General features: G+C 53.5%; 16 protein-coding genes and 3 tRNA genes. 5 read left to right on the forward strand and 14 right to left on the reverse strand.

Annotated elements, in window-relative coordinates:
* Position 1 precedes the first annotated feature (1 nt).
* Complete coding sequence (locus J0X12_RS11535) at positions 2 to 865, reverse strand: glycosyltransferase family 2 protein (protein ID WP_207045833.1); 864 nt, start codon at positions 863 to 865, stop codon at positions 2 to 4.
* Between the two features lie 278 nt (positions 866 to 1,143).
* Between J0X12_RS11535 and J0X12_RS11540 the strand changes: the two genes are divergently transcribed.
* A complete protein-coding gene (locus J0X12_RS11540; protein WP_207045835.1) occupies positions 1,144 to 1,899 on the forward strand; it encodes a methyltransferase domain-containing protein in 756 nt (251 codons plus the stop codon).
* An 11-nt stretch (positions 1,900 to 1,910) separates the two neighbouring features.
* Here J0X12_RS11540 and J0X12_RS11545 read toward each other — a convergent pair whose 3' ends face one another.
* Genes J0X12_RS11545 through rfbF form a run of 5 tightly spaced genes read right to left on the reverse strand, consistent with a single transcriptional unit; the run spans position 1,911 to position 6,441 of the window.
* The gene (locus tag J0X12_RS11545) at positions 1,911 to 2,810 is read right to left on the reverse strand and encodes an NAD-dependent epimerase/dehydratase family protein (protein ID WP_207045837.1); all 900 of its coding nucleotides are present in this window, start codon (positions 2,808 to 2,810) and stop codon (positions 1,911 to 1,913) included.
* Positions 2,807 to 3,346: a dTDP-4-dehydrorhamnose 3,5-epimerase gene (rfbC, locus tag J0X12_RS11550; protein WP_207045839.1), complete on the reverse strand. Its 540-nt coding sequence runs from the start codon at positions 3,344 to 3,346 to the stop codon at positions 2,807 to 2,809. The genes J0X12_RS11545 and rfbC overlap by 4 nt, the downstream gene beginning before the upstream one ends.
* Positions 3,343 to 4,581: a class I SAM-dependent methyltransferase gene (locus J0X12_RS11555; RefSeq protein WP_207045841.1), complete on the reverse strand. Its 1,239-nt coding sequence runs from the start codon at positions 4,579 to 4,581 to the stop codon at positions 3,343 to 3,345. The genes rfbC and J0X12_RS11555 overlap by 4 nt, the downstream gene beginning before the upstream one ends.
* A complete protein-coding gene (gene rfbG, locus J0X12_RS11560; RefSeq protein WP_207045850.1) occupies positions 4,578 to 5,651 on the reverse strand; it encodes a CDP-glucose 4,6-dehydratase in 1,074 nt (357 codons plus the stop codon). Before rfbG ends, J0X12_RS11555 begins: the two co-directional genes overlap by 4 nt.
* Positions 5,652 to 5,667: 16 nt before the next feature.
* Complete coding sequence (gene rfbF, locus J0X12_RS11565) at positions 5,668 to 6,441, reverse strand: glucose-1-phosphate cytidylyltransferase (RefSeq protein ID WP_207045852.1); 774 nt, start codon at positions 6,439 to 6,441, stop codon at positions 5,668 to 5,670.
* Positions 6,442 to 6,617: 176 nt separating this feature from the next.
* Here rfbF and J0X12_RS11570 point away from each other — a divergent pair, with 176 nt between their 5' ends.
* On the forward strand, positions 6,618 to 8,054 hold the full coding sequence (locus J0X12_RS11570) for a flavin-containing monooxygenase (protein WP_207045853.1): 1,437 nt from the start codon (positions 6,618 to 6,620) through the stop codon (positions 8,052 to 8,054).
* Here J0X12_RS11570 and J0X12_RS11575 read toward each other — a convergent pair.
* From J0X12_RS11575 to rlmB, 8 genes are all read right to left on the reverse strand, one after another.
* Positions 8,051 to 10,663, reverse strand: a complete 2,613-nt coding sequence (locus J0X12_RS11575) for an AIM24 family protein (RefSeq protein ID WP_207045857.1) — start codon at positions 10,661 to 10,663, stop codon at positions 8,051 to 8,053. The genes J0X12_RS11570 and J0X12_RS11575 overlap by 4 nt on opposite strands.
* Before the next feature lie 178 nt (positions 10,664 to 10,841).
* A complete protein-coding gene (locus J0X12_RS11580; protein WP_207045859.1) occupies positions 10,842 to 11,687 on the reverse strand; it encodes a carbohydrate ABC transporter permease in 846 nt (281 codons plus the stop codon).
* Positions 11,684 to 12,577: a carbohydrate ABC transporter permease gene (locus J0X12_RS11585; RefSeq protein WP_207045861.1), complete on the reverse strand. Its 894-nt coding sequence runs from the start codon at positions 12,575 to 12,577 to the stop codon at positions 11,684 to 11,686. Before J0X12_RS11585 ends, J0X12_RS11580 begins: the two co-directional genes overlap by 4 nt.
* Before the next feature lie 63 nt (positions 12,578 to 12,640).
* On the reverse strand, positions 12,641 to 13,930 hold the full coding sequence (locus tag J0X12_RS11590; protein ID WP_207045863.1) for an ABC transporter substrate-binding protein: 1,290 nt from the start codon (positions 13,928 to 13,930) through the stop codon (positions 12,641 to 12,643).
* Positions 13,931 to 14,023: 93 nt separating this feature from the next.
* Positions 14,024 to 15,088 carry an ABC transporter ATP-binding protein gene (locus J0X12_RS11595; protein ID WP_207045864.1) on the reverse strand — a complete coding sequence of 355 codons (1,065 nt, stop codon included), beginning with the start codon at positions 15,086 to 15,088 and terminating at the stop codon, positions 14,024 to 14,026.
* Positions 15,078 to 15,863: a DeoR/GlpR family DNA-binding transcription regulator gene (locus J0X12_RS11600; protein WP_207045867.1), complete on the reverse strand. Its 786-nt coding sequence runs from the start codon at positions 15,861 to 15,863 to the stop codon at positions 15,078 to 15,080. Before J0X12_RS11600 ends, J0X12_RS11595 begins: the two co-directional genes overlap by 11 nt.
* A 401-nt stretch (positions 15,864 to 16,264) precedes the next feature.
* Positions 16,265 to 16,340: transfer RNA gene (locus J0X12_RS11605), tRNA-Thr, on the reverse strand.
* A gap of 89 nt (positions 16,341 to 16,429) precedes the next feature.
* Positions 16,430 to 17,320, reverse strand: a complete 891-nt coding sequence (rlmB, locus tag J0X12_RS11610; RefSeq protein ID WP_207045869.1) for a 23S rRNA (guanosine(2251)-2'-O)-methyltransferase RlmB — start codon at positions 17,318 to 17,320, stop codon at positions 16,430 to 16,432.
* Positions 17,321 to 17,452: 132 nt separating this feature from the next.
* Here rlmB and J0X12_RS11615 point away from each other — a divergent pair.
* The 3 genes from J0X12_RS11615 to J0X12_RS11625 form a co-directional block, all read left to right on the forward strand.
* Positions 17,453 to 17,537 (forward strand) — tRNA-Tyr (locus J0X12_RS11615).
* Positions 17,538 to 17,595: 58 nt separating this feature from the next.
* Positions 17,596 to 17,669, forward strand: a tRNA-Gly gene (locus J0X12_RS11620).
* Between the two features lie 105 nt (positions 17,670 to 17,774).
* Positions 17,775 to 17,894 (forward strand): GTP-binding protein (locus tag J0X12_RS11625; RefSeq protein WP_207045895.1); only part of this gene is annotated, 120 nt, incomplete at its 3' end.

Consider the following 17,894-nt stretch of genomic DNA (forward strand, 5'->3'; position numbering starts at 1 on the left):
GTCACGGTTTGCGAAGCTTTAGCGCAATGCGTAAAATCCGGGTAAATTTCTCTGTTTTCGAGCTCGTATATCTTAAAAGATAAAAGACCATGGCGAGTTTCGCCAGGAACGGCGCATCCGATTCTTGATAGCTTATCAGGCAGACACGGTAAAAATCCGTGGCCAGACTAACCTGTTCTTTCGGTAACTTGGGCCGATACCGGCTGTGGGAAATGCCGGTTTCCCGCTGGAAAAACCGGGTTTCACTGGACGCCCCAACACGGTTTCGGGAAACGGTTGGAAACAGGATCAGGTGATCCCAGCCCCAGACATGCGGGAAATTTTCGACCACATCGTTAATGGCATTAAGGGCGACTTGCCGCCTGAACAGGCCATACATCCATCCCGGATGGGATATTTTGAGCATATGGAGGGAGGACAAAAAGGTAGTCGATCCGTTCGCCTTTGCAAGATCGAGCTGGATCGGTTTTTCCTCACCTTCCTTAACCTTTACGATGTTGGCGACAGCAAGATCGATTGAATTGTCCCTGTCGAGCAGGAGGCCCAGCGTTTCAAGGTAATTATCGTCCGACCAATCGTCATAGGAACGCCACATGAAATAGTCACCGCGGGCCTGCTGCAAAACAAACTGAAAGTTCGGGATCGGGCCGATATTCTTTGGCTGCTGGAATATTTTAATTCGGCTATCGCGCGCTGCATACGTCTGAACTATGCCGACGGTATCATCAGTGGAGCAGTTATCCGAAATGATGATTTCGAAATTCGTGTGCGTCTGGCGCAACAGGCTATCTAAAGACTGCCGGATATGTTTCTCGGCATTATAGAGCGGCATTCCAATCGAAATCAGGGGCAATTCATTACTCATACTTGTCAGTCAGACACTGCATATACAATAAAAGTGTTTTTCTTGGCTATTTTATTATCCAAAGATGCGCCGCAAGAGTAGGGTAGATGCGCGTATAATTCTGGTTTGTTTAAACTCTGTTTTCCATTTTACAAATGCAAAAAAATAAGGGAATATATTTTAATTCAAATCAATTTTTACGGGATAACCTGGGCCGAAAAAGTTGAAATTTTCGAAAGTATTGAATTATGTCAATTCGCCTGAGAAGTAAGATTCCCGCTTCGATCCGACTTTTCTTTATGCGGCATCTATTTGGGTTGTCTGAGGACTATAGTCGCCGCCTTGGGCGGGTTGTCAGCCATAATCGCATGGTACTTTCCGCCCGCTACATTGATGGTGAAGGTATCGAAATCGGCGGCCTGGGACGACCCCTGGATGTCGTCCCGACTGCAAAGGTCAGTTATGTTGATCGATTTTCCATAGAGGAACTCAAGGCTAGCTATCCAGAAATGCCAGCCGACAGGGTGCTGGCGCCGGATATTGTCGCCAACGGTGAGACGCTCGACCCAATTCCGGATGCTAGTCAGCAGTTTGTTATCGCCAACCATGTCGTCGAGCATTTTCAGAATCCCATACTGTTCTTTCACAATGTTTATCGGGTTCTTAAGGAGGACGGCATTTTATTTCTTGCCATTCCAAACAAGGAAGAAACTTTCGATCGCGATCGTCCGGTCACGGAGTTTGCTCATTTGGAGAGAGATTTTTCTGAAGGCCCGGAATGGTCAAAGCGGCAACATTTCGAGGAATTTGTCGCGCTGGCAGATCTTGAGGATATCGGGCGTCCCGGGTGGGAGACAGAAACTGAACGTGAAGCACTCGTCAACAAGCTAATCGATGATGATTACTCCATACATTTCCATGTATGGGACACGAATGCCATGGTCGAAATGATTACGGGCATGGCAAAAAAATATGATCTGGACTTCCGCATCCGGCATGTCATGTCTTCAGGAGATGAGGTCATCTTTATTCTGCAGAAGAGCCAGAATAAATAGACCTATTGTTATTATTTCGCTGTACTTCTAGGCTGCAAATATGTGCGAAGGCCGTGAGCGAGAGAATTGGGGAGCTGTGCGTCCATCAGGGTCGCCAATTTCTTGTTGGTACCGCGGACAGTTATATTTGCGTGATGTGCTTCAACGCTTTCGCGCAGGCTCTTTTCCAAGGCCGGCTTCTCCATCAGTTTAGAAAATTCAAGCGCGATTTCATGAGGGAGATGTGCAGATCCGGAGCAGATATTGACAACTCCAACCGCATCCGATGCGACAAGTTTCCCTAACGCGGTTGCGACGTCCTCGACATGGATCATATCGACAGCGCGATCCGGGGTCTGGATTGCGGGCAGTCGGTTCGCCGAGATTTCCCGGAAGATATAGGAAATCAGCTTGTTTTCATCTTCATCGGGGCCGTAGGGAAAGAAAATTCGCGCCCAAATGAAAGAAATATCCTTTGCGATGACCTCGGCGAGCTCTTTGAAGGCGAGCTTGGAGGCAGAATAATAAGTCGTCGCATTTAGAGGAGACTTTTCTTCATCGAGAGGGGAGTTTTCCCATTTGTACTCGGCACAGCTTCCCGCCAGCACCGCCTTTTTACCGCCATGCCGGACAAAGGCATCGAGGAGAGCGGCGCTTGAGGCAATCCAACGAAAATTTTCTGTCGAGTGCCAGAATTTTCCGGGCGTTGCCTCCCAGGCGAGATGGATCATGTGGCTCGGTCGACGACTTTCAATGACCTGTTCCACGACTTCTGGATCATGCAGGTCGAGGGCAATATGCTCATGGTTTTGGGATATCGTCGGCGCCGAACTGCGCGAGGTTGAAAGAACCTGCCATCCTTCATCGAGGAGCCGCCGGACAACATGGGATCCGATAAAGCCCGTGGCGCCAGTGACCAGGCAATGCGTCACCGGATTGCCTCATCCAGCGTGAGTAGATTGGCGTCACGCTCCGAAATAATCCTTGGTTCACCGGGCCAGTTGATGTCGATGGCAGGATCGTCCCAGCGAAACCCGCGGTCATGGCCGGGCGTATAGGCTGGGCTCATCTGATAGAATACGTCGCAGTCATTTTCCAGAGTCAGGAATCCATGCGCACATCCTGCCGGGATGAAAAGGGCACGCCCATTTTCCCGGCTGAGCTCAAAGCCTACCCATTTGCTGAAAGTCGGGGAACTTGGGCGAATGTCCACGGCGACATCGAATATCTTTCCGGCGCTGCACCGGACGAGTTTGGTTTCTTCATAGGGAGCGGCATGAAAATGCATTCCGCGCAATGTATATGCTGTTTTATTGTAGGATACATTGCACTGGACCGGCAGAAAGCCGATACCGGCGTCATTGAATTCCGTTTCACAAAAGCTCCGCGTGAAGTGGCCGCGTTCGTCTTCGATGAATTCGGGCTCAACAAGGTAAACACCTGAGATTTCGGTTTCCGTGAGTTTCATGAAAGGATCTCAAGTTCAGGAATTGGAATAACGAAACGCCCACCCCAGTCCTTAACGGCCGCCATATCACTGGAGATTTCATCCGCGAGGTTCCAGGGGAGGATCAGGACATAATCCGGTTTTTCCGCCCAAATTTTCTCCGGTGAGAAAACAGGGATATGACTTCCGGGAAGCAGGGTACCCTGTTTCTCGGGATTGCGATCGACAACAAACTCAATGAGGTCAGGGCCCACGCCGCAGTAATTGAGTAGTGTATTGCCCTTTGCCGCGGCACCATAGCCCGCGACTTTCTTTCCTTCCGCCTTGGCGGCTTGCAGGAAGGAGAGAAGATCATCGCGCACTTTTTCAACCCGTGGTGTGAAATTCTGATAGGCACTGACCGTATCGAGACCGGCGGCAGTCTCCTTCTTGCGAAGGGCGCCTAATCGCGGTGTTTCAGCATATTTTCCTGCGCCTTCGTGGCAGGCATAGACACGCAGGGAGCCGCCATGGGTCGGCAATTCCTCGACATCGAACAGTTTCAGGCCATGAGCCTCCAGTATTTTCTCGACCGTCAGAAGGGAGAGGTAGGAGTAATGCTCATGATAGATGGTGTCGAACTGGACCTTTTCGATCAGGTTCAGAAGATGAGGGAACTCAATGGTGAAAACCCCGTCTTTTCCGAGCAGGATGGGAATGCCGCCGATAAAGTCATTAATGTCCGGGACATGTGCCATGACATTGTTGGCGGCCATCAGGTCCGCCTGAAGCCCGCTCTTCGCGAGCCGTGTCGCCGTCTCGATACCGAAAAAAGCCACCTCGGTTCTTACGCCCACCTTTTCGGCGGATTTCGCCACATTCGCCGCCGGCTCGATGCCAAGTACGGGAATGCCTTTTGCAACAAAATGCTTTAGCAGGTAGCCGTCGTTGCTGGCAATTTCCGCAACAAGGGAGTCCGGGCCCAGGTTAAGTTCGCTGCTAAGCTTTTCCGCGTAGCGCCTTGCATGTTCAACCCAACTGCTGGAGAAAGAGGAGAAGTAGGCGTAATCAGAGAAAATGTCCTCTGCCGGAACAACATCCTCAACTTGCACCAGAAAGCATGTTTCGCAAACCCGGGCGTGCAGGGGATAGGATTTTTCAGCTGCGATATGGCTCTCTTGGCGCAGATAGCTGTTCGCGAGCGGTGTCGAGCCCAAATCCACGAATGTCCGGGTCAACTCCTGATGACAGAAACGGCAGCTAAGGGGGCTCGTCATAAAGGGGCCTCGTATTCGTCAATTTGCGAGAGGGTAAAGGTGTAAATATCGGTGGTCTGGCCAAAGGCTTTATACCATTCGACCGTCTTTGTCAGCGTTTCTGTCGACGTCCATTTCGACTGCCAGCCCAGTGCTTTCTTTGCCAGCGACGCATCGAGAGCGAGATGGGATTTTTCTGGCGGTTGTTCCTCGTTCACGAGCGCCCAGTCCTGTTCAATGCCGAAGGCTTTCTGAACTTCGCGGGCGATTTCCCCGACAGTCACCACTTCGCCGCCCTGTGGCCCGAAGTTGAGAGCCTTGGGAAGCGCGTTGCCACTGTCGCCCGCAAGCGCCTGCAAGAAGACCAGATAGCCGGAAACGGATTCCAGAACATGCTGCCATGGCCGGGTTGCGCCTGGGTAGCGAAGGGTAACGCTTTGCCCGGCTTTTGCGGCGCGCCAGATATCGGGAATCAGGCGGTCTTCGGAAAAATCCCCGCCGCCGATCACGTTCCCGGCGCGTCCCGTCGCGACAGGAACACCCTTTTCCAGAAAGTAGCTTTTCGCGAGGGAGGCGGTCGCGATTTCGCACGCCGCCTTGGAGGAAGAATAGGGATCATCGCCACCAAGCGGATCGGTTTCCTTGAAGGCGCGACCATCCTCTATGTTCTGGTAAACCTTGTCACTTGTAATGATCAGCGCGGCTTTAAGGTCCTCCAGCTCCCGGAGAGCTTCCAGCAGGTTCACCGTTCCCATGACATTGGTCTCATAGGTATAGGTCGGCTCCCTGTAGGAGCGACGGACAAGCGCCTGCGCCGCCATATGAAGCACGATCTCCGGATTGCTCTCCCGAACCACTGTGGTGAGCGCCTCCGCGTCGCGGATATCGATGAAATGGGACGTGAGAGGCAATTGGTCCTGAATGCTGTTATAGAGGGAGAAGTCGCCTTCTGGCGGAAGGGAGACGCCAGTAACCTTTGCCCCCATCTTGACGAGCCAGGCTGCAGCCCAGGCGCCCTTGAAGCCCGTATGGCCGGTTAGCAGGACCCGGCGTCCATTCCAGAATTCCGAATTAACAGTGGCGGAAGTCATTTCATTTGCCTCGCGTTCAGTCCCAGACCTGCCACGGGGCCTTGCCGCTGTTCCAGAGGTTTTCAAGATAATTTTTCTCGCGCAAGGTGTCCATCGGCTGCCAGAAACCGCGATGACGATAGGCCGAGAGCTGTCCATCCGCCGCGAGGCTGGTGAGCGGATCATTCTCCCACGGCATGTCGTCGCCTGAAATTCGCTCCAGAACAGAGGGTTCCAGCACAAAAAAACCACCGTTTATCAGCCCGTTGTCGCCAGCAGGCTTTTCAACAAACTCCTTTACCGCGCCATTTTCGATCACCGTTGCGCCAAACCGGCCCGGAGGTGCCACTGCCGTTAATGTGGCTTCGCGTCCCTCAGCCTTATGAAAGGCGATCAGTTTGGCGATATCGACATCGGCCACGCCATCGCCATAGGTCATGCAAAAGGTCTCACCAGGATCGAGATAGCTCGCGACGCGTTTCAGGCGACCGCCGGTCATTGTCGCCTCACCGGTTTCCACAAGCGTGACGCGCCAGGGTTCTGCCTTTGCCTTATGATAGGTGATCTGGTTGCTTTCAAGGTCGAACGTGACATCTGAGCGATGCAGGAAATAGTTGGCGAAATATTCCTTTATTACATAGCTGCGATAGCCGAGGCAGATGACAAAATCATGAATGCCGTAATGGGAATAAATCTTCATGATATGCCACAAGATCGGAAAATTGCCGATTTCGATCATGGGCTTTGGCTTGAGGTGGGATTCTTCTGAAATACGGGTGCCGAGCCCACCGGCCAAGATGACTGCTTTCAACGATATCCCCCTGTTCCTTCCGCGCGGGCCTTAATTCAAAGCACGCGGTGCTGCGTTCGTAAGACTTATTTCAACATCGGGGCTTAGTGTCAAGTTCGCGCCATCGACAGATTTCGGATGAATTTATGGAATCATGTCTTATGCTGAGCCCATCCAAAAATAAAAAAGTAAAATTAATGAATATCGAAAAGCATGGACTAGCGGCGCTGGAAAATCAAATACGCCGCGAATTGGGATTTCTGAATTATCCGCCGGCCAATTGGGTCAAGCCACTCAACTACGGTGGAGGGGAGGCGGTTCTTGATGTTGCCGTTATCGGCGGTGGGATGTGCGGCATGGCCGTGGCCTTCGGCCTGCTGCGGGAGGGAATACGGAATTTCCGAATATTTGACGCGGGCGAGAAGGGCTTTGAAGGGCCCTGGGCGACCACCGCGCGGATGAAGACCCTGCGGTCACCCAAGCATTTGACAGGGCCGCATATGGGGCTTCCCTCCCTGACATTTCAGGCCTGGTACCGCGCGCAATGGGGGGGTGCGGGCTGGGATGCTCTGGGTTATATCCCGACAGACATATGGATGGATTATCTGCGCTGGTATCGGCAGGTCCTCGACATTCCGACGGAGAATAATACAAGGCTACTTAAGATCACGCCTGAAGGAGAGCTGTTGAGATTATTCCTTGGCGGACCTCAGGGAGAGTTTGACCTCCTTGTACGGCGTGTGGTTCTGGCAACGGGGCGCGCGGCATTCGGGGGCACACGATTGCCGGGCGTCTTTCAGAGCCTTCCTGATAACTGCTACGCCCACACAGAAGATGCAATTGATTTCAAGGCACTGACGGAGAAGAAGGTGCTTGTAATCGGGGGCGCGGCATCGGCGGTAGATAGTGCCGCGGCGGCGCTTGAGAACGGCGCAAAGGAAGTTCACCTTTTGATGCGGGCGCCGGAAATTCCACGACTCAATAAATTCAAGAGCACGGTTTACCCCGGCTATTTCAGAGGGTTTTCAACGCTTGACGATGAAACCCGCTGGCGATTCCTGCATCATGGTCTTGGCAGCCGTGTTGCGGCCCCCCGCTTGTCGATGTTACGCCTCAAGGAATATGATAATTTCCATATCCATACGGGTGTCGACGTGAATGCCGTGAGGATGGAGGGCGGGCAGGTTCAACTCGAGACGGGCCCGAAATACTATAGCGGTGATTTCATTATCCTTGGTACCGGATACGCAATCGATATCCATGGCCAGCCGGAACTGGCGGAATTTGCCAGCAGGATTTTATTATGGCGGGATCGGTTCGATGCACCTGCGGAAGTGGCGAGCAAGGAATTGGGACAGTTTCCCTATCTCGGCCCCGCCTTTGAATTTCTTGAAAAGGAGGGTGGCACCGCGCCGTTCCTCAACCGTATTCATCTCTTTAATGCGGCAACAACGCTTAGCCACGCAGCGGTAAGCAGTGATATTCCGGGTGTGAATATCGGCGCAATGCGGTTGGTGAATGCGCTCGCCGTCGAGTTTTTTAAGGAAGGTGCGACGGCACATCTTGAAGATTTCTATGCCTACAACGATCCGGAATTGCTCGGCGACGAATGGCGGGATGAGGAACCGTCTTAGAAGGGCAGGAAGACAGGCGGAATAAAGCGGATTGCACCCGCTCCTCTCTTGCCGTTCTCTGAAACATCTCCGATAGCCGCCCCGCCATAAGCGAAGCGGATCTGTGCGGAGTGGAAATAGATATTTTCAAGGCTCGAAGATGAATTGATATGAAAATGGGCGGCATCACTCCAGCCGATAAAACGGAGCGGATCGATAGCCCGGGAGTTATCTCTCGACGTATAGATTTCCGGTTTCCCGAAAGTGCGCAACACCAGCTTGCCGGGACCTTCGGCAACGGAGAAGAACATCCGGCCGAAGGCCATCGCCGTCAGACAGAGCGAAACCTGCGTTTCAAGACGAATTGTTTCGCTGAAAGCAGCGAGATTCCCTTGTGAAAAATACACGCGTTCGCCGGGTTTGAGGTTCCATTCCAGAAATTGCCGGCCCTGCGAGGTCTGGATAGAAATAGTGTCATTCTGGTCTTCGTTCGGGTCCACCTTGACCATTTTGTAGGTGCCGGAGAATAACCGGCGAAGAATAGCCTTATGCGGCTGCGGCCAGGCAATGTCCTGCGAGGAGCCAGAGGGGCTCAGCGCGGGCTTGATGTAATATTTGCCGAATTCGCCGGGCGGGAAGATGTATTCCGGATCAAATCCACTCTTGATATCGGGAATTGACGGGACTTCTGGGTTTTCAACCGGCCTGGAAGTCTCGATGGGGAGGGCATTCCCCGCCTCACTCTTGAAGGCGACGCGGGCAAAGATATAGGCAAAACTCTTCACGGCCGCGACAATCAGGATCATGGTAGCCAGCAGGTTCAGGCTCCGGACAGTCCAGAAGACATCGGCGATGATATTGCGCACGCTGCGTTTGGTTGCGTCGAGGGTTGTGCTGAGATACAGCTCTATCTCCCGCAGGTGCTTTTCCGCTTCCTCACCCGACAGCGTGGAGAGGTCAGTGGTCAGCACGTTTAATCTGTCCCGTTGTCTTTTCCGTGTAAAATCATAGGCATCGATGATCGCGATTTTGACTTTCCGCGTTACATGACAATCCACCTGGTGAAGCTTGCATTCCGGAAGCCTCAGGCTTGGAACGCTTTGCACCAGTGCTTTGCCGTCCGGATAGAGGGCCGTGAATTCCTTATCCACGAAGGCAGGGATTTGCCGGGGCGAGGATTTCGCAAGCTGCCGATAGTTGTTCAGCATTTTCTCGAGCTGAATTTCCTGCTTCCGAAAGGCGGCATCCACAGAATTATATATGTCCTGCTCGAGATTGGAGTCTTCACCCCGGACCACCAAGGTTTCCGTTGTCGGTGTCGCGCACTCGAAAAGACCGGTTCCTTCCTCGGTGCATTCAACGCCATAGACGGCATCCTGAGCGCGGGTGTCGATTTCAAGGGAAAACCACAGGCCCGCGAGTATACACAGGCCGATCGGGATCCATCTCAACGCGGTAAATACCGTATAAGACGCGTATTTTCTCCGCTCGAACTGGGCAAAAATCGGGATATTCTGGAGGATCGCAAGGGCGAACAGCCGTAAGCTGATGGCTGTCACAACAAAAAGTACCAGCGCATAAGATGCGAGCAGTAGAGAAAACAAGCCTTGAGAAAAGGAAACTCCTGCCGCCGCCTTTGCCATGGGATAGAAGGCAACCACAATCACGACCAGGCAGGAGAGGGCAAATTCCGGACTTCGAATTCGACTGCCGAAGGCAAACAGGGTGAGGGCCAGGAAAGATGCGGCGCTGATAACCAGTGTCCAGAAACGGATGTTCTGATTTGGTTTCATCGAGAGACTTCGGGTGACTTCCGTATTCAGAGCGTTCAGGTTGGTGATGAAGCTGGCATGGAGCGTTTTGCTATTGTTGTTTAACTCGGTAATCTCTTTCTTGAGCCGTTCAACTTTGCTTTGCGCTTTCTGCTGATCCGCCTTGGCGCGCTCCAGTAGTTCTTCAATTGCCTTGATGGCTTTTTTCGCCATTCCCCCAAGCAGCTTTAGCTTTTCGAAAGCCGCCTGCGTGTCCTCCAGAACCTTTTCGGCGTCGGCCGAGCGCGCGCGTGCAGCCTCGAGTTCCTTTTTCAGGCGGGAAATTCGGCTAACCGTTTGGTCATACCCGGTAATATTTTCCTGGACGACCGCCACCAGATTACGAACACCGGCATATTGTGCATCGGTTTCCGGTGTGCCGAGGTCATAGTCGGGCAGGATTTCCTTCACTGTGGTCTCAACCGTTGCGGCGGTCTGCCGTGACTTGGGCTCAAAATAATCCGGTGTAAGCTGGTCGCCCGGATAGACGCTCAGTTCTGTAACCGGGCTTGCGTAGAGGAGAAGAAAGGGAAGGAGGGCCACCACACGAAATATCTTGTTCTGCGCAATGGCAATGATCAGGCCGATGCAAAACAGGGCGAGATAGACCCATGTGACTGGCGGGCTTAGAAAGTCGGGCGCGATACTGCTTCCGCCAAAGCATCCAACAGATGGCAATTCAAACAGCGCGGATATTTCAGAGAAGTTAAGGCACCAGTGGGTCGGCGGGAGCGTCGTTGAAACCGCGGCAGGGACTGTCCCCGTCAGCACGATCAGCCAGAACAGCCGCTGAAATACTCCGTTGTTACGCCAAACCATACAATCTGTGCCTATCCCATTCGGCGTTGTCATACACACTGCCGACAATCGAATATCTGACGGGGTGCCGAACCTACATAGCCCACCAATAATATAATCTTAACATAGCTGGCAATAAATTCAGTTGAAATTCCCGGGATGTGCGGGGAATAGAGAGCTCCCGGTCGGTTTTAAGGGGCTATTTAATTCCAGCGCGAATGAAACTCTGCACGAATTGCCGTTGGAAGAGGAGGAAGGCAATAAGTAATGGTCCGGAAGTAAGCAGGGTTGCAGCATTGATCACGGACCACTCCAGTCCACCGTCAACTGCAGCGAAAACCTGAAGGCCGACGGTCACGGGGCGGGTTTCCACGGAATTGGTGATAATCAGCGGCCAGAGGAAATTATTCCAGTGATGGCTGACCGACACGAGCCCATAAGCGAGATAGGTCGGCTTGGCGAGCGGGATATAGACGCGCCAGAGTACCCCTAGGATGGAACACCCCTCAAGCCGCGCCGCATCCTCCAGCTCCTTGGGGATGGTCATGAAGGTTTGGCGCAACAGGAAAATCCCGAAACCGGAGGCGAGATAGGGCAGGGCAATCGCCGTGATCGTGTCGACAAGTCCCAGATGGCGCATGGTCTTGTAGTTTTCCACGATCAGGATGTCCGGCATCACCAGAAGCTGCAGCAGAACGAGGGTAAAAAGAACGGATTTCCCCGGAAACTCAAAGCGCGCGAAGGCATAGGCCGCCAAGGTGCAGAGAATGAACTGCCCGACCAGAATCCCGGTTACCAGAATAACCGTATTCAGGAAATAGCGGCCAAATGGCGCGGCCTCCCAGGCTTTCGAGAAATTCTCCAGCGTCAGCGGGGCGGTCAGATCAAAGCGCACTTCATAAAGCGCTGGGTGAAACGCCGTCCAGATAGCATACGCGAGCGGCAGGAACCACAAGAGCGCCAGAACCCAGGCACCGGTCGTATTGAGAGTCTTGTCCCAGTTGAGCCGGAAGGGTTTTGAGCGGGGAATGACGTGCTCTGTCATCGGTAATGTACCTTCCGGTCGAGAAAGAAGAACTGCCCGATGGCAAGGATGGAAAGCAGGGCAAGTAGCACGACGGTCAAGGTCGCCGCATAGCCAGTTTGCCAGTACTTGAAGGCCTGCTCATAGATATAGAACAGGAGCAATGTGCTGGCATTGTCCGGGCCGCCGCCTGTCATGACAAAGATATGATCGACCAGCCGGAACGCATTGATCACGGCGTTGACGGAGACAAACAGGGTCGTTGGCATCAGAAGCGGGAATATGATCCGCCGGAAAAAGGTCCAGCGGCTTGCCCCTTCTATGTCCGCCGCCTCCTTGAGGGAGGGGGGAATGGTCTGCAAGGCGGCAAGGTAAAATATCATGAAGAAGCCGGCCTCTTTCCAGATAGCAACCGCCATCACCGCCCAGAGAACTGTATCCGTCTGACCGAGAAGGTTCTGGTCAGGAAGCCCGAAAAGACCGTTCCGGATCTGGTCGATCAGGCCAAATCCGGGTGTATAGAAGAACAGCCAGATATTGGCGACAGCGATCAGCGGCAGAACGGTGGGGGTGAAATAGGCCATGCGCAGAAAACCGAGCCCGTGCAGCTTGCCATTCACCCAAAGCGCCATGACAAGGGCGATGGCGACTGAAATCGGGATGGTCGCCATTGCGTAGAGAAGGTTGTTCCAGATGACCTGCCAGAAAACTTCATCATTTATCAGGGCCTGATAATTCTCAAGCCCGATGAATTTTGCCGGACGCTTGCCCCGCGGTGTCGAGAAGAAGCTGCTGACGAGGGTGACGATCGCGGGATAATGCGTAAAGGCGAACAGCATGAGGAGGGCCGGGCTGAGGAGAAGCCAGGCATATATCCAGTTCAATTGTGCTGTCGTTCGCGCGAATTTCATTGAGGCTCCCCAAATATGGGCGCCCCGCCGGCGTAACGGAGAAAGCCGGCGGGACAGTTTGGCTTATCTGTAATCTTTTAGAATTGCGTCGGCCTTCTCCTGGGCTTCCTTGAGGGCACTCGACGCATCCTGCTGACCGGTTATTGCCGCAGAGAGAGCATCATTGAAAATCTTCGTGACCCGCTGGTTCTGATAGGTGGAAAGTTCGGGTACGGCATATTCCAACTGGTCCCGGGCGACGAGTGCCGGCGGGAAGTCGGCGGTATAGGCCTTCATTTTCTCCGTCTCCCAGGTTTCGGGGCGGGGGGCTACATAACCGGTTGCGATTGTCCATTCGGCGGATTGCTCCGGTGCCGTAATCCATTTGACGAAATCAACGGCGGCGCGTTTCTGCTCGTCGCTGGAATCCTTGAAAATAAAGAAGTTTCCGCCGCCCGTTGGGGCACCGCGGGAAATTTTCGCAGGCAGCATTGCAACACCGAAATCGAAGGGCGCGTTGGTCCGGACATTGGTCAAGTTACCGGTTGATGTCCACATCATTGCGGTCTGGCCCTCAAAGAAGGCTTTCGGTGTTGCTCCCCATTCGATAATGCCGGGAGCCATGATTTTGTGCTCCGTGCTCAGGCTGACTAGATATTCAAGCGCCTCGATGACGGCCGGATCGTCAAAATAGGTCATATTCCCGTCTTCATTGGCGAGCCTTTTGCCATTGGCGGCAGCCAGCCCCTGGAAGAGCCAGTAAGGAAATCCGGAAGAGGGAATGCGAACGCCCCATCTTGTGACATTTCCGTTGGCGTCCTTCTTGACGAGCTTCTTGCCGTATTCAACCATTTCCTCCCAGGTGGCAGGGGCTTTTTCCGGATCGAGGCCGGCTTCCTTAAAAGCTTCCTTATTGTAGTAAAGAACTGGTGTAGAGCGCTGGAACGGGATGCCGTAGGTCTTGCCGCCGGTCTGGCTGTTTTTCATGAACGCGGGATAGAAGGAGTTCAGCCAGGCTTTGTCCTCATCGGTTGTGGCGACATCGTCAAACGGAATGATGACGTCCTCGTCGATCAGCGTAAACATATCGACCGCCAGGATAACGGAAAGCTGCGGGGGTTTGCCGCCGCGGGCAGCAGTCAAGGCTTTCGTTACCGTGTCCTGATAGGAGCCGGAGAAAATAGCGTCGATGTTCACATCCTTGTTCTGGGCGGAATATTCATCGGTCAGGGACTGGATGGTTTCCGCCGCTTTACCGCCAACAGCAACCGGAAAATAGAATTGAAGATCGACAGCATATGCCGAAGACAGCGTTCCAACGGAAAGGGCAAGCGCCCCTGCCGTCACGCATAGAGATCTGAATAGTGTTTTCATGATTTTGTCCTTTCGGTTTTGGTTCTTTCTAGAATTACGACAACTCTTCCTCTGATTTATCCCAGCACGCTGATCTGGCATTCCATGCCTCGTTCAGGTGACCTCAATTCTCTTGCCTGACGCGGGGTCGAACAGATGCACCTTCTCGATTGGCCAGGTCAGCGAAATCTGGTTTCCGATGGGGGGGAGCTCTCCGGAAATTCTAACAAGGCAGGAGGTATCCCCGATCCGGCAATCTATGAGCGTATCAGCGCCCAGATACTCGATGTTGCGGATGGTCGCCTTTACGCCGTCTTCCTGTATCCGGATGGTTTCGGGCCGGATACCAATCAGGTGCTCTGGCGTAAACGGCGGAAGGGGGGCATGCGGCGCTGCGCGAAGTAAAACGGCCGCAGGTATGATATTCATCGGCGGTGTGCCCATGAATTTCGCCGTGAACACACTCGCAGGTCGTTCGTAGATTTCGTGTGCCGTCGCGGCATGCTCGATCTTACCCTGATTGAGCAGAACCACCTTATCCGCCATCGAGATCGCTTCAATCTGGTCATGGGTCACATAGACCATGGTAAAGCCCAGCTTGGTTTGCAGCTCTCGCAGTTCAACCCGCATGTCATGGCGCAGCTTGGCATCCAGATTGGATAAAGGTTCATCCATCAGACAGATCGGACGTTCCGAGATTATCGCGCGACCTAGGGCGACTCGCTGCTGTTGGCCGCCGGAAAGCTGGTTTGGTCGACGATCGAGATAGTCGGAAAGACCCAGAAGCTCGGCCGTTACCTTCAGGCGATGGTCACTTTCCGCCCGCGAAACGCGCCGGACTTTGAGGCCAAAAGTAATATTTTCTGCAACAGACAGGTGAGGGAACAAGGCATATGATTGAAACACCATTGAAAGATCGCGCGACGAAGCAGGTTGATCGGTTACATCCTTGCCGCCAATCAGAATGCGGCCGTCATCCACTTCATCGAGCCCGGCAATCAGCCTCAAGGTCGTTGACTTGCCGCAGCCTGACGGACCGAGCAGCACCGTGAAGCTGCCGGCCTCGATTTCCAGATCGATTCCGTCAACCGCCCGGACACCGCCCCAACCTTTTTGGAGGTTCTGCAGCCTTATGGTTTCGCCGGATAGATTAAACAGGCGGGCGTCGTTATCTGTCATGGCCTGCATCCCCTGTGTCACAGACTATGACCTCGGTCTGAGAATTCTGCACGATGGCGCCTGCCCATCCGGGAAGTGCCTCGTCGGTGAAAATCACATTTACATCGGTAAGTGTGCCGCCCCGCACATGGGCTGCGCGGCCGAACTTCGTATGATCGACGGTCAGGTAGGTCTGGCGGCAGTTGCGGGATATTGCCTCTCTGGCGGAGACTTCCTCTTCGTCGAAATCGAGAAGCACGCCGTCATCATCCACACCGCCGACGCCGAAAATGCCGATATCAAACTTGTAATTATCGAAGAACTGTTCCGTTTGTGACCCGAGAATATCCCGGTCACCATGGCGGATTCGTCCGCCGACAATTGTCACATCGAAGGACGGGTTGCTGGAAGCAATCATCGCGACATTGAGGTTGTTCGTAAAAATACGCAGCTCATTGTGATTCACGAGCGCCTGCATGGTGACTTCCGGGGTTGTACCGATGCTGAACGCGATTGAGGTGCCGTCCTGAACGCGCGCGGCGACCGCCTTCGCAATCCGCCACTTCTGCTGGATATTGAGGATCTGGCGCTCGCTGTAGTCCAGATTCTGCCGTTTCGGGAGCAGTTCGACACCGCCATGTACGCGACGCACAAGACCGAGATCGCAGAGCCGGTTGACATCCCGGCGAATTGTCTGGGCTGTCACATCAAACTGATCAGCAAGCCGTTCAACGGACTGATGCCCCATTTCCTGAACGAGGGTGATGATATGCGTTTGGCGTTGCGAGAGGTCCATGTGTCTTCCGTTGCAGTGTGTCACGCCCAGAAGCTAGGATGTTCATATGAACCTTTTTTTATGTTCATATGAACATAATATGACAGTGTCTATGGCTGGTCAAGTTTTTGCTAATATAACAGAGGTAGGGCTATATTTCCATGTGGATCGATGCGTTGAATCGGCATCCAAAGACTAAATTGCCTAATCCGCTCGGCCGCCTCGCTTAATTTATATTCTGGAAAAGGTTCTTGTTATTGAGAACGGCGTTTTCAACGGAAGGGCAATCGCAGGCAGGTATCAGGCAAAGCGATTGCGGCAAGGTGATATAGGGTGCAGTCCTTACGCGACCCGGAAGACTGTTTCTGGTCCTCCCAGAAACAGATAAGCCCTCGGAAACGGTGTGTTCCCAAGGGCTTATGTGGTGCCGCCACCAGGAGTCGAACCCGGGACCTGATGATTACAAATCAACTGCTCTACCAGCTGAGCTATAGCGGCGTCGTGCGGGCGCAAAATAGTCAGCTTGTGCTGCTTCCACAAGTAAAAAGTTTGTGTTTTTTTGAAATACCGTAAAAGTCTTGCTTTTGCTATGATTTAGAAAGCCGTGCGGCGCGCGCAAGTTCATAAAAAGTGATGGCCGCTGCGTTGGAAACGTTCAGGCTTTCCACTTGCGAACTGATGGGTAGCTTGGCGAGCAGATCGCAGGTCCGGGCCGTGAGCTGACGCAGGCCTTTCCCTTCCGCCCCGAGAACGATGGCGATCTTTGTGAAATTCGCCGCGGCTTGCTCCAATTCCTGCTCCGCCTGGCCATCAAGGCCGATTCGCCAAAAGCCAAGTTCTGCCAACTGGTCAAGCGCCCGAGACAAATTGCCGACGCGAATGATCGGTACGACTTCGACCGCGCCAGAGGCGGCTTTGGCCAGAACGCCCGTAACCGGGGGAGAATGCCGGTCCGGCAGGATGACAGCCGCGACGTTGAAGGCGGCGGCAGACCTCAGAATGGCGCCGACATTGTGCGGATCCGTCACCTGGTCGAGAATGGCGACGACCATCGTGCCCTGTCCGGACTCGCGGGTCAGGTCTTCCAGGCTGCGATCAGGGAGCGGTGAGGGAAGGAGGGCAATGCCCTGATGTATGGCCTGGTCGGGGAGAAGCTTTGCTATGCCATCCTTGTCAGTAAGTTCCGGCGCGACCTGTTCCTCGATCCGTCCCCTCGTTTCCTCGTCCAGCGTTTCGAGCTTGGCTTTGGTGAGGACAAGACGGCGAATTTTGCGTGCGGGATTCGCGATGGCCGCCATTACAGCATGGTCGCCATACAGCCAGGCCTCCGATGGCGGGCCGGATTTGCCGCCATGGCGCGCGCGCGGCGAATTTCTGGCAGAATTCTCCGCCTCCCGCTGGGGTTTCCTGCCCCGGATATTTGCCGACTTGCTTCTCGTCATGGCGATGCTTATATTGTGCTTCGTATCTTGCAACAAGTCAGCATTTCCGTATGGACCGAAAAAAATTGGACAAATCGAAAAGATTTGCTCTTTTTCGGTTGACTTTGTTCGGGAATTTTCGATAGTGCCGGACACCTTCGGCATTAGTCGGAGGCCTGATGCATGTGCGGAGGGGTGCCTGAGTGGTTAAAAGGGACGGACTGTAAATCCGTTGGCTATGCCTACGTTGGTTCAAATCCAACTCCCTCCACCATCTGCATGCTGAAATATATAAGATGTCATGGAGCTGGCATCTTTGAGATGCGAACAAGGCGGGTGTAGCTCAATGGTAGAGCAGCAGCCTTCCAAGCTGAATACGAGGGTTCGATTCCCTTCACCCGCTCCAAGCGCTGGTCAGCGCGTTATAAGTAGGCCATGGAATTGATAATACCGAATGAGAGAAATTCGGTATTTTTGGGCTGTGTAATTTATTGCTTCGGGACGACGGAAAATGGCCAAAGAGAAATTTGATCGTAGTAAACCGCATGTAAACATTGGCACGATTGGCCATGTTGACCATGGTAAGACGACGCTGACGGCAGCGATCACGAAAGTGCTTGCAGAGCAGAGC

Origin of the sequence: Sneathiella sedimenti (genome assembly GCF_017313765.1) — a bacterium.
Classification (GTDB): domain Bacteria; phylum Pseudomonadota; class Alphaproteobacteria; order Sneathiellales; family Sneathiellaceae; genus Sneathiella; species Sneathiella sedimenti.